This window comes from Bradyrhizobium sp. LeoA1Lang (genome assembly GCF_055413685.1).
The window spans coordinates 1-26761 of sequence record NZ_JBVAPG010000033.1; the positions used below are offsets into that span (position 1 = coordinate 1).

Annotated in this window: 24 protein-coding genes and 1 pseudogene; 12 read left to right on the forward strand and 13 right to left on the reverse strand. The window is 63.6% G+C overall.

The annotated features are described in order from the left end of the window. The first annotated feature begins 288 nt into the window (after positions 1-288). The 5 genes from ACZYOF_RS13940 (at position 289) to ACZYOF_RS13960 (ending at position 4139) form a co-directional block, all read left to right on the forward strand. A complete protein-coding gene (locus tag ACZYOF_RS13940) occupies positions 289-918 on the forward strand; it encodes an HAD-IA family hydrolase (RefSeq protein ID WP_463716113.1) in 630 nt (209 codons plus the stop codon). 9 nt (positions 919-927) lie between these two features. Continuing rightward, entirely contained in the window at positions 928-2142 is a 1215-nt protein-coding gene (locus ACZYOF_RS13945) for a molybdopterin molybdotransferase MoeA (protein WP_463716114.1), read from the forward strand. A 204-nt stretch (positions 2143-2346) separates the two neighbouring features. Beyond that, entirely contained in the window at positions 2347-3048 is a 702-nt protein-coding gene (gene lexA, locus ACZYOF_RS13950) for a transcriptional repressor LexA (RefSeq protein ID WP_028162734.1), read from the forward strand. A 293-nt stretch (positions 3049-3341) separates the two neighbouring features. Continuing rightward, complete coding sequence (locus ACZYOF_RS13955) at positions 3342-3767, forward strand: hypothetical protein (RefSeq protein ID WP_130583616.1); 426 nt, start codon at positions 3342-3344, stop codon at positions 3765-3767. 186 nt (positions 3768-3953) lie between these two features. Beyond that, on the forward strand, positions 3954-4139 hold the full coding sequence (locus tag ACZYOF_RS13960; RefSeq protein WP_463716115.1) for a hypothetical protein: 186 nt from the start codon (positions 3954-3956) through the stop codon (positions 4137-4139). Between the two features lie 9 nt (positions 4140-4148). Here the strand turns inward: ACZYOF_RS13960 and ACZYOF_RS13965 are convergent, their stop codons facing one another. Next, on the reverse strand, positions 4149-6437 hold the full coding sequence (locus ACZYOF_RS13965) for a ComEC/Rec2 family competence protein (protein ID WP_463716116.1): 2289 nt from the start codon (positions 6435-6437) through the stop codon (positions 4149-4151). Positions 6438-6839: 402 nt separating this feature from the next. On the opposite strand from ACZYOF_RS13965, the gene ACZYOF_RS13970 reads away from it, so the two are divergent. Then, a complete protein-coding gene (locus ACZYOF_RS13970; RefSeq protein ID WP_130577942.1) occupies positions 6840-8168 on the forward strand; it encodes an MFS transporter in 1329 nt (442 codons plus the stop codon). A gap of 105 nt (positions 8169-8273) precedes the next feature. Here ACZYOF_RS13970 and ACZYOF_RS13975 read toward each other — a convergent pair whose 3' ends face one another. Continuing rightward, a complete protein-coding gene (locus ACZYOF_RS13975) occupies positions 8274-8636 on the reverse strand; it encodes an SPW repeat domain-containing protein (RefSeq protein WP_165421042.1) in 363 nt (120 codons plus the stop codon). A gap of 248 nt (positions 8637-8884) precedes the next feature. Here ACZYOF_RS13975 and ACZYOF_RS13980 point away from each other — a divergent pair, with 248 nt between their 5' ends. Further along, the gene (locus ACZYOF_RS13980; RefSeq protein ID WP_463716117.1) at positions 8885-9067 is read left to right on the forward strand and encodes a hypothetical protein; all 183 of its coding nucleotides are present in this window, start codon (positions 8885-8887) and stop codon (positions 9065-9067) included. Between the two features lie 116 nt (positions 9068-9183). Then, entirely contained in the window at positions 9184-10614 is a 1431-nt protein-coding gene (gene glnA / locus ACZYOF_RS13985; protein ID WP_282528888.1) for a type I glutamate--ammonia ligase, read from the forward strand. Positions 10615-10643: 29 nt separating this feature from the next. Here glnA and ACZYOF_RS13990 read toward each other — a convergent pair whose 3' ends face one another. Together ACZYOF_RS13990 and ACZYOF_RS13995 are read right to left on the reverse strand one after the other, a co-directional pair. Beyond that, a complete protein-coding gene (locus tag ACZYOF_RS13990; protein WP_130577975.1) occupies positions 10644-11036 on the reverse strand; it encodes a YybH family protein in 393 nt (130 codons plus the stop codon). A gap of 11 nt (positions 11037-11047) precedes the next feature. Then, the gene (locus ACZYOF_RS13995; RefSeq protein ID WP_463716118.1) at positions 11048-12745 is read right to left on the reverse strand and encodes a glutamine--tRNA ligase/YqeY domain fusion protein; all 1698 of its coding nucleotides are present in this window, start codon (positions 12743-12745) and stop codon (positions 11048-11050) included. A 222-nt stretch (positions 12746-12967) separates the two neighbouring features. Here ACZYOF_RS13995 and gltX point away from each other — a divergent pair, with 222 nt between their 5' ends. Continuing rightward, positions 12968-14392 carry a glutamate--tRNA ligase gene (gene gltX, locus ACZYOF_RS14000; RefSeq protein WP_463716119.1) on the forward strand — a complete coding sequence of 475 codons (1425 nt, stop codon included), beginning with the start codon at positions 12968-12970 and terminating at the stop codon, positions 14390-14392. A 161-nt stretch (positions 14393-14553) separates the two neighbouring features. Further along, positions 14554-15858 (forward strand): citrate synthase, encoded by a 1305-nt coding sequence (gene gltA / locus ACZYOF_RS14005; RefSeq protein WP_130577947.1) that lies wholly within the window; start codon positions 14554-14556, stop codon positions 15856-15858. A 94-nt stretch (positions 15859-15952) separates the two neighbouring features. Here the strand turns inward: gltA and ACZYOF_RS14010 are convergent, their stop codons facing one another. Both ACZYOF_RS14010 and ACZYOF_RS14015 read right to left on the reverse strand, forming a co-directional pair. Beyond that, complete coding sequence (locus tag ACZYOF_RS14010) at positions 15953-16339, reverse strand: carbohydrate porin (protein WP_463716140.1); 387 nt, start codon at positions 16337-16339, stop codon at positions 15953-15955. After that, positions 16291-17286: a carbohydrate porin gene (locus ACZYOF_RS14015; RefSeq protein WP_463716120.1), complete on the reverse strand. Its 996-nt coding sequence runs from the start codon at positions 17284-17286 to the stop codon at positions 16291-16293. Before ACZYOF_RS14015 ends, ACZYOF_RS14010 begins: the two co-directional genes overlap by 49 nt. A 252-nt stretch (positions 17287-17538) precedes the next feature. Between ACZYOF_RS14015 and ACZYOF_RS14020 the strand changes: the two are divergent. Further along, a pseudogene (locus ACZYOF_RS14020) lies at positions 17539-17697 on the forward strand (transposase domain-containing protein); the annotation flags it as partial. Between the two features lie 13 nt (positions 17698-17710). Continuing rightward, positions 17711-18082 carry a DUF3024 domain-containing protein gene (locus tag ACZYOF_RS14025; RefSeq protein WP_245475797.1) on the forward strand — a complete coding sequence of 124 codons (372 nt, stop codon included), beginning with the start codon at positions 17711-17713 and terminating at the stop codon, positions 18080-18082. Between the two features lie 162 nt (positions 18083-18244). Here the strand turns inward: ACZYOF_RS14025 and lpxB are convergent, their stop codons facing one another. The 7 genes from lpxB to rseP all read right to left on the reverse strand — a co-directional run bounded on the left by lpxB (position 18245) and on the right by rseP (position 26727). After that, complete coding sequence (gene lpxB / locus ACZYOF_RS14030; RefSeq protein ID WP_165421041.1) at positions 18245-19432, reverse strand: lipid-A-disaccharide synthase; 1188 nt, start codon at positions 19430-19432, stop codon at positions 18245-18247. Beyond that, entirely contained in the window at positions 19432-20289 is an 858-nt protein-coding gene (locus ACZYOF_RS14035; protein WP_130577952.1) for an LpxI family protein, read from the reverse strand. Before ACZYOF_RS14035 ends, lpxB begins: the two co-directional genes overlap by 1 nt. A gap of 19 nt (positions 20290-20308) precedes the next feature. Then, on the reverse strand, positions 20309-21106 hold the full coding sequence (lpxA, locus tag ACZYOF_RS14040; RefSeq protein ID WP_282528882.1) for an acyl-ACP--UDP-N-acetylglucosamine O-acyltransferase: 798 nt from the start codon (positions 21104-21106) through the stop codon (positions 20309-20311). Positions 21107-21262: 156 nt separating this feature from the next. Continuing rightward, positions 21263-21721 carry a 3-hydroxyacyl-ACP dehydratase FabZ gene (gene fabZ, locus ACZYOF_RS14045; RefSeq protein ID WP_130577954.1) on the reverse strand — a complete coding sequence of 153 codons (459 nt, stop codon included), beginning with the start codon at positions 21719-21721 and terminating at the stop codon, positions 21263-21265. Beyond that, complete coding sequence (lpxD, locus tag ACZYOF_RS14050) at positions 21721-22788, reverse strand: UDP-3-O-(3-hydroxymyristoyl)glucosamine N-acyltransferase (protein WP_394566918.1); 1068 nt, start codon at positions 22786-22788, stop codon at positions 21721-21723. Before lpxD ends, fabZ begins: the two co-directional genes overlap by 1 nt. 32 nt (positions 22789-22820) lie before the next feature. Continuing rightward, on the reverse strand, positions 22821-25400 hold the full coding sequence (bamA, locus tag ACZYOF_RS14055; RefSeq protein WP_463716121.1) for an outer membrane protein assembly factor BamA: 2580 nt from the start codon (positions 25398-25400) through the stop codon (positions 22821-22823). A 175-nt stretch (positions 25401-25575) separates the two neighbouring features. Beyond that, positions 25576-26727 carry an RIP metalloprotease RseP gene (rseP, locus tag ACZYOF_RS14060; protein ID WP_463716122.1) on the reverse strand — a complete coding sequence of 384 codons (1152 nt, stop codon included), beginning with the start codon at positions 26725-26727 and terminating at the stop codon, positions 25576-25578. Positions 26728-26761 lie beyond the last annotated feature (34 nt).

Below are 26761 nucleotides of genomic sequence, written 5' to 3' on the forward strand. Positions count from 1 at the left end.
CGACGTATCCATTCCAATGCGGATAATCTGCGTCACGGACGGCTCCCTCGTTTGAGATTTCGACAACCTCATTCTGGCACAACTGATGCCGTAGGGGGCCGTCCACCCCATCAACCACAGGCCTTTGTAGTGCGCTCCGCTACCACCGCTTGCTCACGCCACAACAATCGCCTGTGGTTATGGGTCCCGTCTTTCGACGGGACGACAGCGGTATGTGTGTCACCGTTCCCGGTTGTTACAATCGAAGACATTGCCGCCTCCTTGGGATTTTCGTACACAGCCCTCGCCATGACTCAACCGCCCCTCTCCCCCGGCGCCGCCGATGTCCTGTTGTTCGACCTCGGCCGCGTCGTGCTCGATATCGATTTCGGCAAGGTGATGACCACCTGGGCCGGCCATGCCGGCTGCGAGCCCGGCGAGCTCGCCACCCGCTTTGTGATGGACGAGAGTTACAGACATCACGAGGTCGGCAAGATCGATGACGCCGCCTTCTTCGCAAGCCTGCGGCAGTCGCTCGGCATCGGCATCTCCGACGCCCAGTTCCTGGAAGGCTGGAACGCGATCTTCGCCGGCGAGATGCCGGGAATCGCCGCGCACCTGGCGCGCGCCAAGACGCGCCTGCCGCTTTATGCTTTCTCGAACACCAATCCGCCCCATATCGAGCATTTCTCGACAGCCTATTCGGACGTGCTCGGCCACTTCCGCCAGATCTTCTTCTCGTCGACGATCGGGCTACGGAAACCCGACGCGGAAGCCTATGATTACGTCGTCAAGGCGATCGGCGCGCCGGCCTCGCGCATCGTGTTCTTCGACGATTCCACCGAGAACATCCGCGGCGCACGGGCGGCGGGTCTCACAGCCATTCACGTCACATCGTCAGATGATGTGACGAACGCGCTTCTCGCGCTCGGAATTTAGGAGTTGCCCGTGGCCCTGATGCCGGTCGCCGATGCGCTAGCCGCGGTCCTCGCCGGCGCGGAACCATTGCCGGAAGAGATGGTCGCGCTCGATGCCGCCTATCACCGCACGCTCGCCCGTGACGTCGCAGCAAAGCGTACTCAGCCGCCACTGGCGATGTCGGCGATGGATGGCTATGCGGTGCGATCCGCCGATGCCGCCGATCTCAGCGCGCGGCTGAAGGTGATCGGCGAAGTCGCCGCGGGCCGGCCGTTCGATCGGGAACTTGGTCCGCGGGAAGCGGCACGGATCTTCACCGGCGGCGTCATTCCCGCCGGCGCCGATGCCGTCGTGATCCAGGAAGACACCCGGGTCGATGGCGATCACATCACCATCACCGAAGCTGCCATCGCCGGGCGGCATATCCGTCCCGCCGGCGTCGATTTCCGTGAAGGCGACGTGCTGCTCAGGCGCGGAAGCCGGCTGACCGACCGCGCGCTGTCGCTGGCGGCGGCGTCGATGAACTATCCGGAACTTCCCGTGCGGCGCCGGCCGAAGGTGGCCGTGCTCGCGACCGGCGACGAACTGGTGATGCCGGGCACCTCTCCGGGCCCGGGCCAGATCGTCTATTCCAACGGCTATGCGCTGCGGGCGCTGGCGCGCGCGGAAGGCGCTGAAGCGATCGATCTGGGGGTCGCCGCCGACACGGTTGCCGCCACCACCGAGGGCATCCGCCGCGCGCATGCCGCGGGCGCCGACATCCTCATCACCACCGGCGGCGCCTCGGTCGGCGACCACGACCTCGTAAAGCCGTCGCTCGAGGCCGAGGGCGTCACCATGGCGTTCTGGAAGATAGCGATGCGGCCCGGCAAGCCGATGATGCATGGCCGACTCGGTGCGATGCGGGTGATCGGCCTGCCCGGCAATCCGGTGTCGTCCTATGTCTGCGCCTACCTGTTCCTGGTGCCGTTGATTCGTGCCCTCCTCGGCCGCTCGGCGATTCATCACGTCATGGAAAGCGCCCTGCTCGGCCGCGATCTCGCTCCCAATGATCAGCGCGAAGATTATCTCCGCGCGCTTCTCGAAGAGCGCGACGACGGCACGCTGATCGCAACGCCAGTCACCAAGCAGGACAGTTCGCTGCTTGGGAATCTCACTGCGGCGCAGGCACTTGTGATCCGTCCGCCATTCGCGCCGGCTGCCGCAAAAGGCGCGTCTTGCGACATTCTCCGATTGCCTGAATGACGCCGCGACCAGCACCTACTGGAGCAGCATCTCTGATCGCGTTCACCAGAAATTAAGTGGTTGCGGAACACATATCGAACATATAGTGTCCGTTCATGATTTGTTTCGAAACTCGCTGTCTACGAATGGGAGTGCGTGACTCCCGAGATCAGCTCTTCACAAGTCTCGGATCGAACGACGCTACCAACCGGGGGAATGCTCGCGATGCTTACGCGCAAACAGTATGAACTTCTGCGTTTCATCAACGAACGGCTGAAAGAGGCCGGCGTGCCTCCTTCCTTCGACGAGATGAAGGACGCACTCGACCTGCGCTCGAAGTCCGGCATCCACCGCCTGATCACGGCGCTAGAGGAACGGGGCTTCATCCGCCGCCTGCCGAACCGCGCCCGCGCGATCGAGGTGATCAAACTGCCTGAGCTCTCGGCCGCCGGCAACGGCCGCCGCGGCTTCACGCCGAGCGTCATTGAGGGCACGCTCGGCAAGCGCACGACCAGCGCGGCCGTGGCCGAGGACGATGGCAACCGTCCCGTTGCTGTTCCCGTGATGGGCCGGATCGCGGCGGGTACGCCGATCGAGGCGCTGCAGACCCGCAGCCACACCATCAGCGTGCCGCCCGACATGCTCGGCTCCGGCGAGCATTATGCGCTCGAGGTGCGCGGCGATTCCATGGTGGAGGCCGGCATCCTCGACGGCGACATGGCGCTGATCCAGCGCAACGACACCGCCAACACCGGCGACATAGTGGTGGCGCTGATCGATGAGGAGGAAGCGACGCTGAAGCGCTTCCGTCGCCGCGGCGCGTCAATCGCGCTTGAGCCTGCCAATGCGGCTTACGAAGTCCGCATCCTGCCGCCGAACCGGGTGCGGATCCAGGGCAAGCTGATCGGGCTTTATCGCAAGTACTGAGCGGCCGGCGACGCAGCAGCTCGTCCGGTACTTTGGTGGGTGCTCTGCCCTCAAGGACACTGACAAGAGCTGCTTAGAATGATTAGAATAAGGCCCCCGGTAAGTTCGCCGGGGCACTCTCGGTGCAAGGAGATGTGCGGCGGCGCCTCGCTATCGTGTTTGTGAACGGTGAGAGGGCGCGGGCCGTACAAATGCCAAGAACGGAGCAGAGGCTTATTAGTTATCGTCCACTCTGATAGAGGCCTGCGCCTCTCCCAGGCCCGGGTCGGCTATCTCGAATGAGGAGCAATCCGATGTGTGACTATAGCCTGCACGCCGTGGCGACGCGTCCCGCCCAGGTTGGAGAGACGCTTATCACCACCACCTTCCGCGGCACCTCGACCCGCGGCTTCGCTTCGGAAAGCGATCCGACGGTCGCAGTCTGCATGCTTCCCGGGACCGAACTCGCGTTCGCCGATAACGTCCGTTACGACAATCGCTGGATCTGGACCAAGACGACCGGCTTCCGTGTCGGCAAGTTCAACCAGATCGATCCGCATATTCGGGATCGTCATCACGACGCGATCGAATTCCCCGATGGCAGCCATGTGCTGGTGACCCAGCTCTGCGAAGGGCAGCGGGCGACCGTGCTGCAATTGCCAGTGACGCATCATGTTGCAGAGCCGGCACCGAAGGCGGTCGAGCAGCGCCCCGCGCCGAACCCGCTGTTCATCGGCTGACAGCTTCCGGCAGCGTGCGCCGCCGGTCTCGGCCGGCGGAGCGTTGCCGCGAGTGAAAAGCAAAGTGTTTTGAGCGGCCCCGGAGGTCATCCGGGGGCGCATGTGATTTTGTGTTGAACGGACGCTTTATTCGCCAAGGGGGCGTGATCGGTGGTCACCAAGATCACGTGGCAAAGAGCCGGACGAGTGGCTGAGCCCGGCCGATACATGTTCAGGTTCGGCTGGCTCACCGTCGCAGCGGAAGATCTCGCGATCTGGGAGCGATTTCCGGATGCGACCTTCACGCTTGTGCAAATGCCGTCGCATTCGGGCGGCCCGGATGAGTTTCGGCTCGGCGCCTTCGAGCTAGCGGCCAACGCCGGCGGAGATTGAACGGGGCGCTCAGTCTTCCGACTGCAGGTCGGATTCGGACGGGGTCGCATCGATGGCGCGCGGCACGGGTGCCCCCTGGATCCGGATCGTGGTCTCGACCTCGCCTTCGCCTGACATCGCAGGCGACCACGGCCGGTCGAGGCCGGCGGGCCTGACCGCGTCGATGACGAAGCCGTTCCGGTTCCGCCTTAGCGCCAGCCCGCCCTGCCGCCGCAGCCGCTCGGCATCGATGACCGCCGCCGCGCAGCCTGGCGGCACCGGCCGTGCGGTCACGATCAGCACCGCCCGCTCGCAATCGTCCGCGAGCGCCTCGGATCGCTGGGTGAGCGCGATGAACGCGCCACCGGCCGCAGAGGTCACGCAGCCGCTCTCATCGCAGGACACGCCCTCGGTCAGCGACGAATCGCCCGCGGTGCGGGCATCGGCATCCGCGGCCAGCCACTCCTTGGCGAGAAACGCATCCTTCGCAGTCCGCATCAGGTGCAGCCGCCCGTCACCGCCGCGGACGGCGACATTGCGGCCGTCGCCGGAAATCAGGATGTCCGGTTGCGGCGCCCCCACCGCCCAGACCACCGCAATGAGAAGCACGGCCGCGCCGACGAAGCGCAGCGGCGTGCGCAACAGCCCGAGCAGGATGACGCCCAGGCTCGCGGCGATCAGCGGGCCGATCCCGAACGCACTGACGTGGCCGACCGCGCCCGGCAGCGCGGCGACTCCCTGCGCGACCACGATCATCCAATCGATTCCAGTGCCCATGATCGCCCAGAACACACCGTCGAAACCGAACGGCATCGCCAGCAGGCCAAGCAGGCCGGCCGGCATCACCAACGCCGACACCACCGGCATCGCCGCGAGGTTGGCGAGCACGCCAAAGGGCGCCACCCGGTGGAAATGAAAAGCGGCATAGGGCGTGGTCGCCAGCCCCGCCACCAACGACGCCAGCAGCAGCATCGCGACCTCACGCCCGCCCCACAGCGCGATCCGCGCGGTCGTGGAATGGTCTGGCGCGGCAAACAGATGCGGCATGCCGATCTGCACCAGCGCCACCAACCCGAGCGTCGCCGCAAACGACATCTGGAAGCTTGGATGCACCAGCGCCTCCGGCGCGATCGCGAGCACGATCATGGCCGCGACCGCGAGCGTCCGGAACGTCACCGCGCGGCGGTCGACCATGACGGCGATCAGCACCACTGCGGTCATGAGGAACGAGCGCTGCGTCGCGACCTCCGCACCCGACAGCAGAAGATAGAAGGCGGCCGCCACGAGCGCCGCCGCGGCAGACCATTTCTTGATCGGAAAGCCCACGGTGAGCACCGGAAACAGCGCAAGCAGCGCGCGAACCGCGAAGAAGACCACGCCCGCGACCACGGCCATGTGGTAGCCCGAGATCGACAGCACGTGCCCGAGCCCCGAGATGAACATCGCATCATTCACCGGCTCGGAGATCGCATCGCGCCGGCCGGTCAGGAGTGCGGTCGCGATCGCGCGATTGTCGCCTTCGAGCACGTTGCGGATCCGCGCATCGATCGCATCGCGCATGCCCTGCATGAAGGCCGCATAGCGCAGCGTAAATCCGCGGCCTTCCGGCGGCGCGGTCGTCTTGATGGCGCCGAGTACGAAACCGGACGCGCCGATGCCCTGGAAATAGAGATCGCGGCCAAAATCGTAGCTCCCGGGCCGCAGAGGAGCGAGCGGCGGCTGCAGCCGCGCCTTCAATTCGACGAAGCTGCCGACTTCGGGGGCAGTGCCCTTCTTCACCGACAGCCGAACGCGCTCAAGTTTCGGCGTGCCGCGCTGGCTTTCGATGCTTGCGACGCGCAGCACGAAACGGTCGGTGCGCTCGCGGATGTCACGCGTCTCGACAAATCCGGTGAGTGACACCGAGAACATCGGCCGCGCCAGCACGCCATGCGCGACCCGCGCGGTTCGCCAGGTGGCAACGGCAAAACCCGCCGCAACGGCGGCAATCATGACGGCGACAGCGAACGCCTGCCGTCGCCTGAGCAGGAACGCGACAGCGCACAGCGCGATCGCGACGATGACCGCGACCGACAGCACCGGCTCATGGTCGGCGGCGAAGTAGAGCGCGATGCCGCTGCCGAACGCGACCGGCACCCAGGGCAGAAGCCGTCCGGCGCCCGCTTCGGCGCGGGCCCACTGGCGCAACGTCTCGACGATTGGCGGCCAGGCGCCGACGCCGATCGGGGCATACCCACCCGCCGGCGCCACCGCCTCGCGCGGCGGCCAGGTGCCGGCATAGCCGCGCCTGCCGCCCGGCGTCCTGCCCTCGTCCGACATCCTGCGCCCTGGACTACCCCTGTTTCCGCAAAGCTACCGGAAGCGGGTATCCACGGGATAGCGGAACAGATGCGAACGTCGTGCCGGTACGCTTCCGATCCCGGCGCTGGTGTCTTCAGCCGGCTTCAACCCCGACTGCGCCGAAAGTCTCATAAGGCCGCAGTCCCATTGAGGATTAGACTGTGGCTGCGCCTCCGCCCGGACAGACGGGATGAGGCAGTGGTGGCTCGCGGTTCGAAGACCGCTGGAGCCCTTCTCAGGTGGTTCAAGGCTTCCCTGAGACCGGCGTTGCGGACGCAACTTGCAAATCAAGCTTGTAGCGTCGCGCATCACGCGTACTCCGCGAGCGAATAGAGCGCTGAAAAACGCGAGGAGAAGTCATTGAACTAATGGGAGCAGCACATGGCAATTCAGGTACCGAGCGATTTTCGCCGCGTGATTGTTGCCGCGTCGGTCGGAAACATCATCGAATGGTATGACTTCTATATCTTTGGCAGCCTGGCCGCCGTTCTGTCGGTCAAGTTCTTCGAACAATCCCACCCCGTCGCAGCCCTGCTGAGCACGATCGCCCTGTTCACTGCAGGGTTCCTGATCCGTCCGCTCGGAGCATTCCTCTTTGGATGGATGGGCGACCGGGTCGGCCGCAAATATACGTTTCTCATCACGCTCACCGGAATGGGACTGGGAACGGGCGCGATCGGCCTGATCCCGACCTATCAGTCGATCGGTCTCACCGCCGCGTTCGTGCTGTTCGGGCTACGCATGATCCAGGGCCTGTGCCTGGGTGGCGAATATGGCGGCGCCATCACCTATGTTGCCGAGCATGTGCCCGACGATAGACGCGGCTACTACACCGGCTGGCTCCAGACCTCGCCGACGCTCGGGATCGTGGTGTCGCTGGCCGTGATCATTCTGACCCGGATCTATTTCGGCGATCAGGCCTTCAACGAATGGGGATGGCGCGTTCCGTTCCTGCTCTCATTCCTGCTGGTGGCCATCGCCATCTACATCCGCCTCCAGCTCCAGGAGACGCCGATCTTCCAGGAGATCAAGGCCCGTGGGCAGATGACCAGGAACCCCTGGAAGGAAGCGTTCCTTAGCTCGAACATCAAATACATCGGAATCGCCATCATCGTCCTGATCGGACAGGGCGTAGTCTGGTACAGCGGACAGTTCTGGGCGCTGTACTTCCTGCAGCAGGTCTCCAAGGTGGACGCTCTGACCTCGGCCTACATCGTCGGGGCCGCGCTGCTACTTGCGACGCCGAGCCTGATCTTCTTTGGCTGGCTGTCGGACCTGATCGGCCGCAAGCCGGTGATCCTGGGAGGCATGCTGCTTGCCGCGATCACCTACTATCCGCTGTATCTGTGGCTCGGAACGGTCACGCAGCCCGGAAACATCAACTATCCGATCGCAGTCTTCATCATCTTCATCCTCGTCTGTTACGTCGGGATGGTGTACGGGCCGGTCGGCGCGTTCCTGGCCGAATTCTTCCCCAGCAGGATCCGCTACACATCGGTATCGGTGCCGTATCACATCGGCAACGGCTGGGGCGGCGGCCTGGTGCCGTTCATTACCTCGGCGGCTTTCGCCGCCACCGGCAGCGTCGGCTACGCGCTGATCTATCCGATCGTAGTTCCCGCGGTCTGCTTCGTGCTCGCCGTTTTCCTGATGCCCGAGACACGCAAGATCAGCATCTGGCAACCGATAGAGCCTAAGACAGCGTCGTGATCGAATAGCCTTGGTGCGGGGCCGTGAAGCCCTGCGCTCCGCACAATTCCCGCCCCCCGGCCGCCACCAGACGGCGGTCGGTGCAAGGCCCGTTCGACTCCGTTCTCAGCCGGCGCGGTGATGCCAGCGATCGTGCCACCAGGTGGTGAAATCACGATCGGTCACCAGCTCCCAGCCAGCGAACAAGATCACCAATATGCCCGATAGCATGCTGCTTACCGTCGCCGAGACGTGCTCGTAGCCGACCGTCCAAGGTGCCAGCAACAGAGCCAGTCCGAGGAGCATCTCGCCCCATTCCTCCAGATAGGATGGAATGACAAATGCCTCGATGGCAAACAGGATGACAGCCAACCCAAGCGCGATGGTTATCCAGACGGCCGCCCCGCCGAAGCCCAGGGCAAAGGGCGACACGACCAGCCATACACCCACCAACAAGCTGGCAACGTCCTGCCAGTGTTGAATGCGCATGACGCTTACCTCCCCTCTCCCATGGATATGGTGAAGCGGCACTGGAAAGACATCCGCCCGACCTGCGTTGTGTTGCCGCTGCCCGTGTTCCGGAGCCGCTTCCCGGCCGCCCATCACGCGGAAAGCACTCTTGCAAGTGCGCCGCAGCAGGATGCACACTGCTGCGCTTAACCAGGTGTCAACGTCTACGGCTCTCGGCCCGACTGGAATTTCACGGTTGCGCCCCGGAAGGAGAGGAGCATGACGCCATGCGAGAAATCGAAATCCACGATTATGCGCGGCAGCTCTTGGAAGCACATGGCGCCAAGGCCATTGGGGAGGCTGCCCAGAACGCCATCGAGCTCGAAGCAAAGGGCGACGTCGAACTCGCCAAGACCTGGCGGCATATCGAAGACGCCATGAAGCTGATGCGCGGGCCGCACCAAAGCTGAGGGTGCCGGTGCGGCGACCGAGAAGGTGGAGCAGAATTCGTCGCAAACCGTTCTTGGTCGCGGCGGAGCGACAACGTGATCTCTAATGACCGGCTCTCCATGACAGGAGCGAAGCCATGTTTCCCAAATGTACGACAGCCGAAGATCTCGTAAAGGCGATCGCGGATGAGAAGGTGCAGATGATCGACCTGCGCTTCACTGACCTGCCGGGGGTGTGGCAGCATTTTTCCGTCCCGCCGAGCGCGGCAAGTATCGATGCTCTCAGCGAGGGCATCGGATTCGACGGCTCATCGATCCGCGGCTTTCAGGAGATCCAGGAAAGCGACATGCTGGTCGTCGCGGACCCGACCACGGCCTTCCTCGACCCGTATTCGCTGGCATCGACCCTGGTCCTGATCTGCAACATCCGCGATCCCGTGACCGGTCAATCCTATAGCCGGGATGCCCGCTACATCGCGCAGAAGGCTGAGACCCATCTAAAGGGCACCGGGCGCGCCGAGACGAGCTACTTCGGTCCGGAGGCGGAGTTCTTCGTGTTCGACGACGTCCGCTACGGACAGGGCATCAATTACGCCTTCCACGAAATCGATTCTGGGGAAGGCAGTTGGAACACAGGCAAGGAAGAAGTGCCGAATCTGGGCCACAAGCCGCGCCCGAAAGAGGGATACTTTCCCGTTCCCCCAACCGACAGCATGCAGGATCTCCGCACCGACATGGTGCTGACAATGGAAGAACTCGGCATCCAGATCGAAGCCCATCACCATGAAGTCGCGACCGGCGGCCAGAACGAGATCGACATGCGCTTCACCACGCTCACGCGCATGGCGGACAATCTGATGATCTACAAATACGTGGTGAAGAACACCGCAAAGCAGCATGGCATGACCGCGACGTTCATGCCCAAACCGCTGTTCGAGGACAATGCTTCAGGGATGCACGTTCACCAGTCGCTGTGGAAGGGCGAGACCAATCTGTTCTACGACAGGGGCGACTATGCCGAGTTGAGCCAGCTTGCCCGCTATTATATCGGCGGTCTCCTGACCCACGCCTGGGCGCTGTGCGGGCTGTGCGCCCCGACCACGAACTCCTATCGGCGCCTGGTGCCGGGCTATGAGGCTCCGATCAATCTGGTCTACTCCCAGCGCAACCGCTCGGCCTGCTGCCGCATTCCGATGTATTCGCCGAACCCGAAGGCCAAGCGCGTCGAGTTCCGCTCGCCGGATCCTTCCTGCAATCCCTATTTGGCCTTCTCCGCGATGCTGATGGCCGGCCTTGACGGCATCAACAACCGGATCGACCCGGGCAGCCCGATCGACAAGAACCTCTATGACCTGCCGCCCGCCGAGGCCAAGGATGTGAAGTCCACACCCGGGTCGCTGGATCAGGCACTCGATGCGCTCGAGCGCGATCACGCCTTCCTGCTCCGTGGCGACGTCTTCACCGCCGACGTGATCGAAACCTGGCTCGACTACAAGCGGAAGAAAGAGATCGATCCGATCCGGCTACGCCCTCATCCTTACGAGTTCCACCTCTATTACGACATCTAGCGACGACCACCGCTGACGGAATGAGCGGCCTAGCGGTCAATCAGCGGCGCTTTCGACGAGACGTGATGGCTGACGATTTTCCAGTCGCCGTCTTCGCGGACGATCACCCAGGTAATCTTCACCGAGAGCGGCGGTTCGCCGTCGCCCAGGAAGAATGACGCCGTGCCGGCCATGTTGATCACGTTCGGGGTGACCTGCGCCGCGCGCACGTCGGAAAACTGAACGGTCGGAGAGCGCCATCGCGGCAGGCCGTTGAAGTAGGCCGAAACCCCTTCCCTGCCACGATAGAGTGTCGGATTGGAGCCGAAGAAGAACGCGCCCTCCGAATAGAGCGAAGCGAGTGCTGCGGCATCCAGCCTGCTGAAGCCGGTGGACCATTTTGCCATGATGGTGGAAACGATGTCGTCGGCTTCGCCGTGCATCTCGCCCACCTCTAGCTCTTGCCGCCGACTTCCTTGGCGAAGGTGTCGCGCAGGCCGATGGTGCGGTTGAACACCGGCTTGTCCGCCGTCGAGTCGGGGTCGCGAACGAAATAGCCCTGGCGCTCGAACTGCATCACCTCGTTCGAATTGCTCTCGGCGATCGCCGGCTCGATGCGCGCGTCCGTCAGCACTTCCAGGGACTGCGGATTGAGATCGGCGGCGAAATTGCCGGCGTCCGGACTGGGCGTCGCGAAGAGCTGGTTGTAGATGCGGATCTCGGCCGGTTTCGATTGCGCCGCAGGTAGCCAATGCATGGTCGCCTTCACCTTGCGGCCGTCGGGCGCGTTGCCGCCCTTGGTCGCGGGATCATAGGTGCAGCGCAGCTCGACGATCTCGCCGGCGTCGTTCTTGATGACGCCGGTGCACTTGATGAAATAGGCGTAGCGCAGCCGCACTTCAGTGCCCGGCGAGAGGCGGAAGAATTTCTTCGGCGGGTTCTCCATGAAGTCGTCGCGCTCGATATAGAGCTCGCGGCCGAAGGCGACCTTGCGGGTGCCGGCTGCGGGATCGTCGGGGTGGTTGATCGCCTCGATCTCCTCGACCTGCCCTTCCGGATAGTTCTCGATCACGACCCTGAGCGGCCGCAGCACCGCCATGCGCCGGAGCGCGGCGCGGTTCAGCTCCTCGCGGATGCAGAACTCCAGCATGCCGACGTCGACGACGCTGTTGGACTTGGCCACGCCGATCCGCTTGATGAACTCGCGGATCGCCGCCGGCGGCACGCCGCGCCGCTTCAAGCCTGCAATGGTGGGCATGCGCGGATCATCCCAGGCGGCGACATGACCCTCGCGCACGAGTTGGGTCAGCACGCGCTTGGAGAGCAGCGTGTAGGTCAGGTTCAGGCGCGCAAATTCGTACTGCCTGGGCTTGGACGGCACCGGCAGCTTGTCGAGCAGCCACTCATAGAGCGGCCGATGATCCTCGAACTCAAGGGTGCAGAGCGAATGCGTGATGCCCTCGATGGCGTCCGACTGGCCGTGGGCATAGTCGTAGCTCGGATAGATCGACCATTTGTCGCCGGTGCGCGGATGGTGCGCGTGCAGGATCCGGTACAGCACCGGGTCGCGCATGTTGATGTTCCCCGAGGCCATGTCGATCTTGGCCCGCAGCACCCGCGCGCCGTTCGGGAACTCGCCGGCCTTCATGCGGCGGAACAGGTCGAGGTTCTCCTCCACCGGGCGGTCGCGATAGGGCGAGTTCTTGCCGGGCTCGGTCAGCGTGCCGCGCGAGAGGCGGATCTCCTCCTGGCTCTGGTCGTCGACATAGGCGTCACCCTGCTTGATGAGGCTTTCGGCCCATTCGTAGAGGCGCTCGAAATAGTCGGAGGCAAAATAGAGATTGTCGCCCCAGTCGTAGCCGAGCCAGCGCACGTCGGCCTGGATCGCGTCGATATATTCCTGCTCTTCCTTGGTCGGATTGGTGTCGTCGAAGCGCAGGTTGCAGTGGCCGGGAAACTCCTGCGCGATGCCGAAGTTGAGTGCGATCGACTTGGCGTGGCCGATATGCAGGTAGCCGTTCGGCTCCGGCGGGAAGCGCGTCACGACGTGGCCGTGCTTCTTTGCAGCGAGGTCGGCCTGGACGATATCGCGAATGAAATCGCGTCCGGTCTCCGTCGCCACCGCTTCTGCCGCCACTGGTTCTGTCGTCATCGAGGGTTCCTATGCATGGTCCGGAAAACCGGAAGCCGCCTTCCCGAAAGATCATGCTCAAAAAAGGGATCAGCCGCCCTTCTGCCAAATTCGCCCCGGCCCGCCAAGCCTGCTTTCGAGGCTGCTTTCACACAGCCCAGGCCTTTAGTAAGGCCAAGGCTTTAGTTATGCGTTGTTCCTGCTATACACCAGCGCCGTTCAAGCCCGAGCCCGCATCCGGTCATGTCTGATTCCGTCGTCACACGCTTCGCCCCCTCGCCGACCGGCTTCCTCCATATCGGGGGGGCCCGCACCGCGCTGTTCAACTGGCTCTATGCCAGGAAGCACGGCGGCAAGATGTTGCTCCGGATCGAGGACACCGACCGCGAGCGCTCCACCAAGGAGGCGATTGACGCCATCCTGGACGGCCTGACCTGGCTCGAGCTCAATTGGGACGGCGAGGTCATCTACCAGTTCAGCCGCGCCGCCCGCCACCGCGAGGTCGCCGAGCAGTTGCTCGCCGCCGGGCGGGCCTATCGCTGCTACGCGACTTCAGAGGAACTTGCCACCATGCGCGAGAAAGCGCGCGCCGAGGGCCGTACCCGCCTCTACGACGGAATGTGGCGCGACCGTGATCCGGCCAGCGCGCCGCCCGGCATGAAACCCACGATCCGGCTCAAGGCGCCCCTGACCGGCGAGACCGTGATCGAGGATCAGGTCCAGGGCCGCGTGGTCTGGCAGAACGAGAACCTCGACGACCTCGTCCTGCTCCGCGGTGACGGCACGCCGACCTACATGCTCGCGGTGGTGGTCGACGATCACGACATGGGCGTCACCCATGTGATCCGCGGCGACGATCACCTGATCAACGCCGCGCGCCAGAAGCAGATCTACGATGCGCTGGAGTGGAACATCCCGAGCATGTCCCATATCCCGCTGATCCATGGCCCCGACGGCTCAAAGCTCTCCAAGCGCCACGGCGCGCTCGGCGTCGATGCCTACCGGGCGATGGGCTACCTGCCGGCGGCGCTGCGCAACTACCTGGTCCGGCTCGGCTGGAGCCACGGCGACCAGGAGATATTCTCCACGCAGGAGATGATCGAGGCGTTCGACCTGCCGGCGATCGGCCGTTCGGCGGCGCGGTTCGACTTCGCCAAGCTGGAGAATCTCAACGGCCACTATATCCGGCACAGCGACGATCAATCTCTCGTGACTCAGTTCGAGAGCGTGCTGGACTACGTTCCCGACGGCGCCGCCATCAAAGCCAAGCTCAACGACACGACGCGCGCGCAATTGCTGCGGGCGATGCCGAGTCTGAAGGAGCGCGCCAAGACGCTGATCGAATTGATCGCGGGCGCGTCTTTCATTTTCGCCGACCGGCCGATCGAGATCGAACCAAAAGCCGCCGCGCTGCTGACGCCAGAAACGCGCGCGCTGATCGGGAAGCTTCGCGCGGCACTGGAGACGGTCACTGACTGGCGGCTGGAGACCACGGAAGCCGCCATGCGGAATTTCGCGGAGCAGAACAATCTCAAGCTCGGCGCCGTCGCCCAGCCGCTCCGGGTGGCATTGACGGGACGCACCACCTCACCGGGTATTTTCGATGTCCTGGCGGTATTGGGGCGGGAGGAAAGTCTTGCCCGCCTGCGCGATCAGTCGGCTGTGTAAGCCCTGCCATGCCCCTCCAAGGGTCCACCTTGCAGCGCACAGGGCAATAAGCTACGCATCTGGCGAGGCCTTCTAGACAATCCGGCTTGTCCCGACATCCGCCGTAAAATAGCAACTCGGGCAGGTTCGATTTTCGCAACAAATTCATCGGGGACAACACGATGGACGCACAATCCAGCAGCAAAACAGCTACCCTCACGATCGGCAACAAGACCTACGATTTCCCGATCCTGAGTGGCACCGTCGGCCCTGATGTCATCGACATCGGCAAGCTGTACAGCCAGGCCGGCGTGTTCACCTACGACCCGGGCTTCACCTCGACGGGAAGCTGCCAGTCCAAGATCACCTATATCGACGGCGACGCCGGTATCCTCGAATACCGCGGCTATCCGATCGAGCAACTCGCCGAACACGGCGACTTCCTGGAGACCTGCTATCTCCTGCTCTACGGGGAGCTTCCGACTCCGGCGCAGAAGAAGGATTTCGACTACCGCGTCACCCATCATACGATGGTGCACGAGCAGATGGCGCGCTTCTTCCAGGGCTTCCGCCGCGACGCTCATCCGATGGCGATCATGGTCGCAGCCGTCGGCGCGCTCGCCGCGTTCTACCACGACTCCACTGACATCAATGATCCGCAGCAGCGCATGATCGCTTCCATGCGCATGATCGCGAAGATCCCGACGCTGGCGGCGATGGCCTACAAATACACCATCGGCCAGCCCTTCATGTATCCGAAGAACTCGTTGAAGTTCGCCGAGAACTTCCTCAATATGTGCTTCGGCGTGCCTTGCGAGGAATACAAGATCAACCCGGTGCTGGCGGACGCGCTGGAGAAGATCTTCATCCTGCATGCCGACCACGAGCAGAATGCGTCGACCTCCACGGTGCGCATCGCCGGCTCCTCCGGCGCCAACCCGTTCGCCTGCATCGCGGCCGGCATCGCCTGCCTGTGGGGCCCAGCGCATGGCGGCGCCAACGAAGCCGCGCTGAACATGCTCTACAGCATCGGCAAGGTGGAGAACATTCCTGACTTCATCGCCAAGGTGAAGGACAAGAACAGCGAAGTCCGCCTGATGGGCTTTGGCCACCGCGTCTACAAGAACTACGATCCGCGCGCCAAGATCATGCAGAAGATGTGTCATGCCGTGCTGAAGGAGATCGGCCACGGCGACGATCCGATGCTGAAGGTGGCGATGGAGCTGGAGAAGATCGCGCTCAGCGACCAGTACTTCATCGAACGCAAGCTCTATCCGAACGTCGACTTCTATTCGGGCATCACGCTGAAGGCGATGGGCTTCCCGGTCTCGATGTTCACCGTGCTGTTCGCGGTCGCCCGCACGGTCGGCTGGATCAGCCAGTGGAGCGAGATGATCGAGGATCCGCAACAGAAGATCGGCCGCCCGCGCCAGCTCTACACTGGCGTCGCCAGCCGCGAATACGTCCCGATCGACAAGCGGAAGTAAGCTTCAAGGTTCGCGAAGTTCGAGACGGCGCCATCATTTCTGGTGGCGCCGTTTTCGTTTGCCGCGGGCTGCGATCTCCGCCGACGACGGCTAGCTAATACGCGATCGTGCTGCGTACGCCGATCAGCGCCCCGCTCTTCACCGGCGAACTCGGCAAGATCGGGTCCGGAACGTGTCCACCGGGATGGACGACGTATTCAAAGACCGGCTGAAGCGTCCAGCCTGGCTTGATCTGGGCTTGGTAGGAGAGCTCGATCGTGAGCTCGAAATCCCTGAGCGGCTGATGGATTCCGGTCAGGTCGATCATGTCACGATCGAGCGCGCGCGCCCGATCGGATATGTGCGCGCAGATGAATGAAGCTCCGAACTTGTCCTCAGGCCTGCCGGGCAGCAGTCCTGAGAACACGATTCCGGCGTCGAGGAAGAAGTCGATCAGGTTGCGATCCGATGGAGTGCCCGAGATCCGGCCGAATACGGCGATGCCGCTTGTGGCGTCGCCGCCCTCGGGTCGATAGTCTGCTGATCGATGATGCCGTAAATGCCGCTCGACCCGCGAAACAGACGCGCGTTCCCGCTGGCGAACGGGCTTGCCTGCGAAAGGCCGGCATCGTCGAACCTCATGTCTGCGAACATCCCGAAATGGTGCCATCCGCCGAATCGCAACGTGCCGGCCAGCCCGCGCGAATCCTTGTCCTGATTGTAGCGGTACTGCAGTTCTCCCATCAGCAAGGGCGGATCGTTCACGCGGAAATTGGTGCCGGTGCGATTGATGGTCGCTTGCCCGCCCGGGTCGCCGTTGAACAATCCGACCAGGGCTGTCCAGCTTGGGCTGGGATCGAACTTCAGCCGGATGCCCGGCGTCGCGAGAGGATAAGCGGGACCGCCACTTGGCAAATTGCCACCGGCGATTGTCGGCCAATCGCTGCTGATGAGCGTCTTGCTGTAGTCGCTGACGAAGAACTCGGTGTCCGCCGCAAGCTGGCCGAAGCGGATGCTGAAGCGGTCATCGAACAGCTTCTGCTCCAACCATAGTTCGGACAGCCGTGTCGACGGCACGGCTTCGATGTTGCTGATCGTGATCAGGCTCTCGAAATGCTGGTCGCGCAGCCCCGCCGTATGATGGATCTGGAAGGCATTGGCGAAGAAACCCAGCCCCGGCCAACCCGCGAGCTTCTCCAGGTCGGCCGCGACGAAACCCTCGAGCTTGCCCTCATAGAGCCCTCCGCGCCGAACGCCTCCTGACAGGTTGCGCAACGCTTCGCCGGTATAGATCAGCCCAAAAGTGATCCCGCGTTCCGCGAGCCATCTTCGGAAGCCAGTGGGATCGCCGTCGGCCGAAAGGCTGGTCGCGATGGACGACGGGGGAATGCCGTTCAGCGAGGCGGCGTCGTCAGCGAGGGCGGGAGCGGAAACAAGAAACGCAGCCACCAAGCCCACCACCATTGAGGTCTGGGGTCGGCGACGGAACGCTCCAAGATGCAATTGCGATGCATTCGCAAATCTACCTGTAGACCTCTCCGAAATCGTCGATCTGCCGCCTCACCCGCACAGCCGCCCACCCCAGTTGCGAATTACTCGCAAGATTGACACAGGCGGTTCCGCTAGGCAAGCCTCATGCAACTAAGTCGCAACTGCAACAAGCTGCAAGTGGCCTCCTTGGAGGCGAAGCGCGGCTCGAGGTACACCCTTATTGCCAGCGCCAAGCTCGACGATCTCGATTCACAGGCTTGGCTCGCCGACGTGCTGGCGCGCATCAACGATCATGCTATCCGGAGGCAGGCTGAGCTTCTGCCCTGGAACTGGCGAAAGCTAACGCCGAGCCATGTCGAAGCGGCGTGAGCCAGGAGGACACATGAGAGCGAGCGGTCTGTCCGCGGCAGATAAATCGGCGGTGACGGCTGCCTGCCAGCAACTGATCGACGACTTCCTGAAGCGTCGCTTCCTGTCCACTATCCGGCCGACGCAATTCAACTATCCCGTCGATATCCTGGGAAAGTGGCACGGCACCAAATATCGCTTCATTCAACGCTACCGCTCCGGCTTCCCGGAGAATCCCGGCGAAGAGTTCGACGCGCCGTTCGCCCGCCTCGACTGGATCAGCCGCAATCGCTTCGACATCCAGTGGCACCGTCACACCGGAGAATGGTTCTGCCTCCATCGCGGCCTCACCCTCGTCGAAGCGATTGACACGCTAAGATCCGACGGATTGCTCCATCCACCTTGAACGCCGGAACTCTGCACGCTCACGTACCTCGCGGTCCTCGCCGAACGGATACGCTCGAAGGGCCGATAGAGATCCGATCGGCCAGTCGGGGGCTCAATGGATGAATGAATCCGGGCCCGATGCGCGCCGGCGCGCTGAAAGAGGGCCGTGAACGACGGCTAGCTAGCTCGTCCGCCGGCCGTTCCGCATCGTCGCCAGCACGATGTCGGCGGCGCGAACGCTCGGCGGCTGGTTGCCGGTCGACATGATCGCGTCCATCGTGGCGAAGGCCTCGACCTGGCTCCGGCGCAGCGCAGAATCCGCGAGCACCTCGCCAAGCGCCTGCGACAGCTTCTCGGGCGTTGCGTTCTCCTGCAGGAACTCGGGGATGACTTCCTTGCCGATCACGAGATTGGCCAGGATCACCGATGGCACGCGGATCGCACGGCGCAGGATGAAGGCCTCAATGGCGCCGACGCGATAGGCCGTCACCATGGGAACGCCTGACAGCGCAAGCTCCAGCGTCACGGTGCCGGATTTGGCGAACGCGGCATGTGCGATCCTGAACGCTGCGCGCTTCTCGCTCTCGCCGACCACGATTTGCGGCTTGACCTGCCAGCCCTGCACGCCCTCGCGGATCACAGCTTCCAGATGCGGCATGGTCGGCAGCACCGGCTCGAACGCAACGCCGCTTGCGCGCAATTGCGCCAGCGTTTCGCCGAACAGCGCGAGGTGATGCCCGATCTCGCTGCGCCGGCTCCCGGGCAGCACCAGCAGGACCGGCGGCTGCGCATCGCGCCGCTTCGCTTCCTCGGCATTCGGCCGCAGCGAGGCAAACTGCTCGGTCAGGGGATGGCCGACATAGCTGCAGGGCGGCCCGCGCAGCTTGCGATATTCTTCCGGCTCGAACGGCAACAGCGCCAGCACATGGTCGACATAGCCGAGCATCGCGCGCGCCCTGCCCGGCCGCCAGGCCCAGACTGATGGCGACACATAGTCGACGATCGGAATGCCGGGATTGCGCGCGCGAACGCGGCGAGCGACGCGATGGGTGAAATCGGGGCTGTCGATGATGACGAGCACGTCCGGTGCCGCATCGATCGCGGCATCCGTGGCGTGCCGGATCAATCGCAGGATCTTCGGCAACTGCTGCACCACCGCGGCAAGGCCGACGATCGAGAGTTCTTCGATCGGAAACAGCGACGTGAGGCCCTCGCCCGCCATCATGCGGCCGCCGACGCCGGTAAATTGCACGGCATCGCCGAGCCGCTGGCGCAGCACCTTCATCAGCGCAGCCCCGAGGCGATCGCCGGATTCCTCCGTCGCGATCAGGAAGATCTTGCGCGTGATGTCTGGGGCGCGGCCGTGCATCAGCTTGGCACACCGATGACGAACAGCCGTCTTGCGTCCGCAGCCTCGATTATGGCCTGCGGTTCGGCGGCAAGCGTGTTGCCGGCAATGACGGCAATACCGGCAAGTCCGGCTTTCGCGGCGCCCTCGACCGTGCGCGGCCCGACCGTCGGCAGATCGTAGCGCAGGTCCTGGCCGCTCTTGGGTGCCTTCACCAGCACGCCGCGGCCGCTCTGGGCACGGATGCGGCCGTCGGCACGCAGCCGCGCCACGCGCGCCAGAAGCCCGTCAGTTCCCTCGATGTCCTCAACCGCGACCACATGCCCGTCGATCACGACCGCGGCCTGGCCGATGTCGAACGGGCCGAGCGCGGCAAGCACCTCGCGCCCCCGCGCAATGTCGGCGCTGGCGTTGCCGGCCGGTGTCGTGCGCGTGATGCAGCCTTCGGGCATCAAGAGGTCCGGGGCGACATCCTTGATCCCGACCATGCGAAATCCATCCTGCTCGAGAATGCGGCCGACGCCGGATAGCAGATGATCGTCACCGCCTCGAAACGCGCGGATGACGTTTGCGAGAACACGGAGCGTCTTCAGATCCAGCCGGATTTCGGACAGCGCTGGCCGCATCAAGGTGCCGATGAAAATCAGGTCGCGGCAACCCTCCTCGCGAAACAGCCTTGTCGCCCGCCCGAGCTGGCCGACCGAAATCCAGCGGTGGCGGAAGCCCTCGACACGGACCGGATCGCACGCGCCGCGCAGCGCGAACAGCACCGGCGCCATGCCGCGTTTGGCAAGCGACTCCGCGACCGCAAACGGCATGGCGCCGCCACCTGCGATGACGCCAACCGGAGAGGAAATCGCTGGAGCCGCTGACGTCATGGCTCGGGCGCCCCTCGCATCAGTGCTTGCCGTCGACAGCCGGAAGACAGAGCGGCCGCTTGCCCTTGCCGATGAAGGCGAGGATTTCGGCGATCGCCGGATCCTCGGCCGCCAGCGGCTGCACCGCGGCCAATCGCTCGGCGAAGACACCTTCGCCATGGAACAGCTTCTGGTAGAAGGCGCGGACGGTCACCAGCCGCTCCCTCGTGAACTTGCGGCGCTTCATGCCGATGATGTTGAGACCTTCGAGCACGGCATATTGGCCGTTGGCGAGGCCGAACGGGATGATGTCGTCGCGCACGCCGCAGACGCCGCCGACCATCACCTGCCGCCCGATCCGGGTGAACTGGTGCACGGCCGAGAGCCCGCCGATATAGACGAAATCCCCGATCTCGCAGTGACCGCCAAGCGTGGCTGATGTGGCGAAGATCACGTCATTGCCGACCATGCAGTCATGACCGACATGGCTGTTGTTCATGAAATAGCCGCGGTCGCCGACGCGCGTCAGCCCGCCGCCTTTCACCGTGCCGATGTTCATCGTCACGCCTTCGCGGATGGTGCAGCCCGTGCCGATCTCAAGCCGCGTAGGCTCTCCGCGGTAGCTCAGATCCTGCGGCGGCCCGCCCAGCACCGCAAACGGCGAGATCACGCACTCCGCGCCGATCGACGTATGGCCGGAGACGGTCACATGCGCAACGAGCTTGCAGTTCGCGCCGATCGCGACATTGGGGCCGATGATGCAATAGGGACCGATCGAGGTACCCTCGCCGATCACGGCGCCATCCGCAATCCGCGCGGTGGGATCGATCATGCTCATTACGACAGGCCCGCTACTGGTTGATGCGCAAGCGCGCTAAACAATCGAATTTTCGGGTGGTTAGCGCGACATTGCCCGGCATGTCCAGTGACGTATCATGACCGCATATTGCAGCGCGCGGTACACGGGACGAAGATTGAAGTCGCGCCGAGCCGATCAATCCGTCAGCATCGCGCCGACATCGGCTTCGGCGACGATCTGACCGTTGACCTTGGCGTCGCCGTGAAACCACCACATGGTCTTGCGGCGGCCGATCGAGCGCATGTGGTACTCGATGGTGTCGCCGGGCATCACGGGCTTACGGAATTTGCACTTGTCGATGGTGAGGAAGTAGACCGCGCGCGGCCTCTCGGTGCCCTCCACCGACTTGATGCCTATCACGCCGGCGGTCTGCGCCATGGCCTCGATCATCATCACGCCGGGATAGACGGGGCGTTCGGGAAAATGCCCGAGGAATGATGGCTCGTTGAACGTGACGTTCTTGACGCCGATGCCGCTATAGTCGGCGCGGATGTTGATGACCCGGTCGATCAACAGCATCGGATAGCGGTGCGGCAGCGTCTTGAGGATGTCGTTGATGTCCACAAGCTCGAACCTGACCGGTGACTCCTCCATCACTCCCTTTCCTCGCCTTTCGAAACCGGCGCACCGTCACGCACCAGGCGCTCCACCGCAAGGATCTCCCTAAACCACTGTTTGGTCGGTTTGGCAAAGTGACCGCCCCAGCGGCCGTTGGCTGGAATGTCGTCCTTCACGGCGCTCATCGCCGTGACCTGGGCGCCATCGCCGATCTTCAGATGGTTGTTGATGCCCACCTTGGCGCCCAGCGCGACATTGTCGCCGATGGTCAGGCTGCCCGCGAGGCCGATCTGGGCCGCGAGCAGGCAGTGCCTGCCGATGGTCACATTGTGGCCGATCTGGACCTGGTTGTCGATTTTGGTGCCCTCGCCGATCACTGTGTCGCGCAGACTGCCGCGGTCGATGGTGGAAGCGGCGCCGATCTCGACATTGTTCTGGATCAGGACCCGCCCGGTCTGCGGCACCTTGAGGTGGCCGTCGGGCCCGAAGAAGATGAAGCCGTAGCCGTCCTGGCCGATATTACAGCCGGGATGGATCAGCACGTTGTTGCCGATCAGGGCGTTCTGAATCGTCGTCTTGGCGCCAACATTGCAGTCGCGCCCGATCTTGACGTCGGCCGCGATCACCGCGCCTGCGCCGACGACGGTACCGGAACCGATCTCGACCCTGGCCCCGATCACTGCCAGCGGGTCGACGATCACGCCGTCCTCCAGATGCGCCGTGGGGTCGATGATCGCCGACGGCGCGATGCCCTCGACACCGAACCACGAGCCGGGCCTGAGCGCGTCGCTGTGCCATTGCCGGGCCAGATGCACGAAGGCGTGGAACGGCTTTGCGGCCCGCAACACCGCCACATGGGCAGGCACGTCGGCCTCGAAGCGCGGGCTGACCAGACAGGCACCAGCCTTGGTCGAGGTGAGCTGGTCGACATATTTGAGATTGTCGAAAAACGCCAGATGCATCGGGCCGGCCTCGTCGAGCGAGGCAAGCCCTCTGATCACGTGGCCACCCCTGGAGGGGTCGACCAAATGCGCCTTCGTCAACGCGGCGATGTCAGCCAGCGTCGACGAAGGGGGACTCTTGAAGAAGATCGGCTGCGCCATTCCATCCGTCGCAGTGCGGCCGACGATCGCGGTTAGAACGATGTTCCGCCGCCAAACTTGAATTGCTGCACGCGATCGAACTGACCCTTGGTAAGCGGGACAGCATAGTCGAAGCGCAGCGGACCGAACGGCGAGGCCCAGATCAGGCCGACACCGACCGAGGTGCGGACGACGTTACCATTATCATACTGCAGTCCGAGGCAGGTTCCGGGATTGGACGGGACCACCCCGTTGCCGACGGTTGGCGGAATGCAGCCCGGCACGTTGACTTCGCCGGTCTGCGCCCACGACGTCGGTCCCTTGTAGTCATATAGACCACCGGCGTCGGCATAGATCGAACCCTTGAGCCCAACTTCCTTCGGCAGGAACCAGAACGGCATCTGCAGTTCCGCCGACACGCCCCAGTACTTGGTGCCGCCGAGCGCGTCCATCGTACCGAACGGGTTGATGTCGCGCGGACCAATGCCGTTCGGAGCAAAACCGCGGACCAGGTTCGGACCCATCTGGAAGTGGTCGAGCATCCGGATCTGATCGTTGCCGACCTGGTTGAGAATACCGCCCTGGGCATGGATCAGGCCGACGATATCGGCGACCAGCGGAGTGTAGTACTTCACGTCGATCGCGGACTTGATGTAGCTGACGTCGCCACCGACGCCGGCGAAGTCCTGCTTGAAGTCGACCAGCAGGCCGTCGGTCGGGTTCTTGTTGTTGTCGAGCGTGTTGTAGTTGAGCGAGTAGCCGAGCGCCGACGTGAGCGTCTTGCCGCCCTGCAACTCCTTGCGGACCGGCAGCGAGGCTTCGCCGTCGCTGTAGCACCACAGGCCGAGTCCGGAGCTGTCAGTGGCGCTCTGGCCCCCGGCCGTCGCAGTGCCTCCTGCAGGAATTCCGTTCAGTTGCGCGAAGGCCGGCGACGGGTTGAAGGCAAGCAGGCCGTTGTTGGGATTGTTGTTACAATTCGCCAACTGGAACGGCAGGCTGATCTTCTGCTGATAGATCGAGTAGCGGAGCTGCAACGCGAGGTCTTCACGCAGGCTGAAGCCTAGCCGCGGGCTGAAGCCGAGCGTTTCGGTACCGTACGAAATATAGCTGTTTGCGAGTTGCTGGCGCTGGTACATGTCGAGGCCGAGCGCCACGCGATAGTCGAGCAGGTACGGCTCGACGAACGACAGCGAGTAGCCGCGCGCATATTGTCCATAGGTCACGGACGCCTTCGCAAACAGGCCTCGTCCCAGGAAGTTGCGTTCCGAGATACTGACTTCGGCGAGCGCACCGTCCGTGGTCGAATAGCCGCCGGAGACCGAGAAGTCGCCGGTCGACTTTTCCTCGAGATCGACCACCAGAATCACGCGGTCGCTGGAGGAGCCCGGCTCGGTGGTGATCTTCACGCTCTTGAAGAAGTCGAGGTTCTTCAGCCGCCGCTCGGCGCGGTCGACCAGGGCGCGGTTGTAGGCGTCACCCTCGGAGATATCGAATTCGCGGCGGATCACGTAGTCGCGGGTGCGGGTATTGCCGCGAATATTGATACGCTCGATATAGGTTCGCGGGCCCTCGTCCACGGCGAACACGATCGAGACCGTGTGATTCTCGAAATTGCGATCACCGCGCGGCCGCACGATGGCGAAGGCGTAGCCGCGCCGCGAGGCTTCGATCTGCATTTCCTCGACCGATTTCTCCAGCGCCTCGGCGTTGTAGAGCGAGCCGACGGAAACACGCGAGAACGAGCTCAGCGAGTTCGGATCCAGCGTCGCGATCGAAGACTGGTAGCTGACGGACGCCACCCGATACTGCTGTCCCTCCTCGATCTTGAAGGTGACGAGGAAGCCCTTCTTTTCGGGATCGTATTCGGTCAGCGCGGCCACCACCTGCACGTCGGCGAAGCCGTGCTTGAGGTAGAAGCGGCGAATCAGGTCGCGGTCGGCCTCGACCCGATCGGGATCGTAGGTGTCTGCGCCGCCGAGGAAGCTCAGCAGGTTTGATTCGCGGGTCTTGATGACGTCGCGCAGACGATAAGAGGAATAGTAATTGTTGCCGATGAACTCGATCGACCGGACACCGGTCTTCTGGCCTTCGGTGATGGTGAAGATCAGGTCGACGCGGTTGTTCGGCTGCTCGATGATCTCCGGGTTGACGCGCACGTCATAGCGGCCCGAACGGCGGTAGATTTCGACGATACGCTGGGCATCGGACTGCACCATCGGACGCGAGAAGGTACCGCGCGGCTTCGACTGGATTTCAGCCGAAAGCTGGTCGTCCTTGACCTTCTTGTTGCCCTCGAAGGCGATTCGGCCGATCACGGGGTTTTCGACCACGGTCACGACGATCCGGCCGCCGGTGGGGGTGATTCGGACGTCCTGGAACAGGCCGGTCTCGATCAGCGCCTTCAGGCCATCGTCGATGTCAGCCTGGCTCAGGCGCCCGCCCGGACCCGGCTTGAAATAGGAGCGGATGGTCTCGACCTCGACACGGCGGTTCCCCTCCACCGTGATCGCATCCACCGTCTGCGCGACGGCAGGCTCAGACACAAGCATAGCCGCCAGCGAGGCGGCCACCGGCACAGCGAACATGATCAGGGCGGCAAGCAAGCCCCCCCGCACTCGCATTCCAACAATCATGCGCACCGCGCCCTTATCATTCCACGGCCGGCCCGTTCCCCAACGGACCGGCAGATTCCCAACCTTGCTGCACAGCTTGTAGCCAATTTTGTTACGTCGGCAACCGACTGACGGCTGTACAATTCCATTTTCATTCCAAGACGTTGCCGTTAGGCAACGCCACAAAAAAGCCGTTTCACGATGCCGCGAGATGGAGAATGTCGTTGTAGGTCGCGAACACCATCAGCATTAGCACCAGAGCGAGGCCGATTCGGAACCCCATTTCCTGTGCGCGTTCAGATAGCGGCCGGCCGCGGATCGCCTCGACCGCATAGAACAAAAGGTGACCGCCATCGAGCAGCGGTACTGGGAACAGGTTGAGGAGCCCGATCGAGATCGAGAGCACGGCGGCCAGGTGAATCAGCGCGGCAAGGCCGATGCTGGCGACCTGGCCCGAGATTCGCGCGATCCCGAGCGGCCCGCCGACCTGGTTTGCCGCCTCGCGCCCGGTGAAGACACCGCCGATATAGGACAGTGTCCGGTCGACCACGAACCAGGTCTCCTTCACCCCGAGCCAGAGCGCGGTGGCGGGATCGACCCGCTCGGTCACGGCCTCGCCCGGCGCGGTGGCGCGGGTGATTCCCAGAATGCCCTGCCGGTGGGCGTTCCCGAAGGGATCCTTGATGTCGCGAAGCTCGGGCGTCGCCTGCAACTGGATCGTGGAACCGCTGCGCTTGATGGTGAAAGTGAGCTGATCGCCGCCGTGGATGCTGACGACGCGCTGCATGTCCGAGAAGCTGCCGATCGCGGTACCGTCGATCGCGGTGATGACGTCGCCGACTTGGAAACCGGCGACCGCGGCGGCACTTCCCGGCTCGACCTTGTCGACCTGCGCCGTGGTGCTCGGCTTGCCGAAGAAGGTGAACAGGCAGGTGAAGATCACGATCGCCAGGATGAAATTGGCGATCGGGCCGGCGGCGACGATGGCCGCGCGCGGCGCGACCTTTTTGTGATGGAAGCTGCCCTTGCGCTCCTCCGCGGTCATCGCCGAGAGGGTCTCGGTCGACGGCGTAGAAGCTTCACTATCGTCGCCGAAGAATTTGACATAGCCGCCGAGCGGAATCGCGGAGACCTTCCAGCGCGTGCCATGCCGGTCGTTGAAGCCGAACAGCTCCGGGCCGAAGCCGAGCGAGAAGGTCAGCACCCTGACACCGACCCAGCGAGCGACCAGGAAATGGCCGAGCTCGTGAAAAAAAACGACGATGGTCAGGACAAACAGGAAGGGAACCACATAACCGACGAGCCCGTGGCTCAACGTATTGAAACCATGTACGAAAAACTCGGTCATTCAGTTCCCCTCGACCAGGGCTACAAGCCTGGTT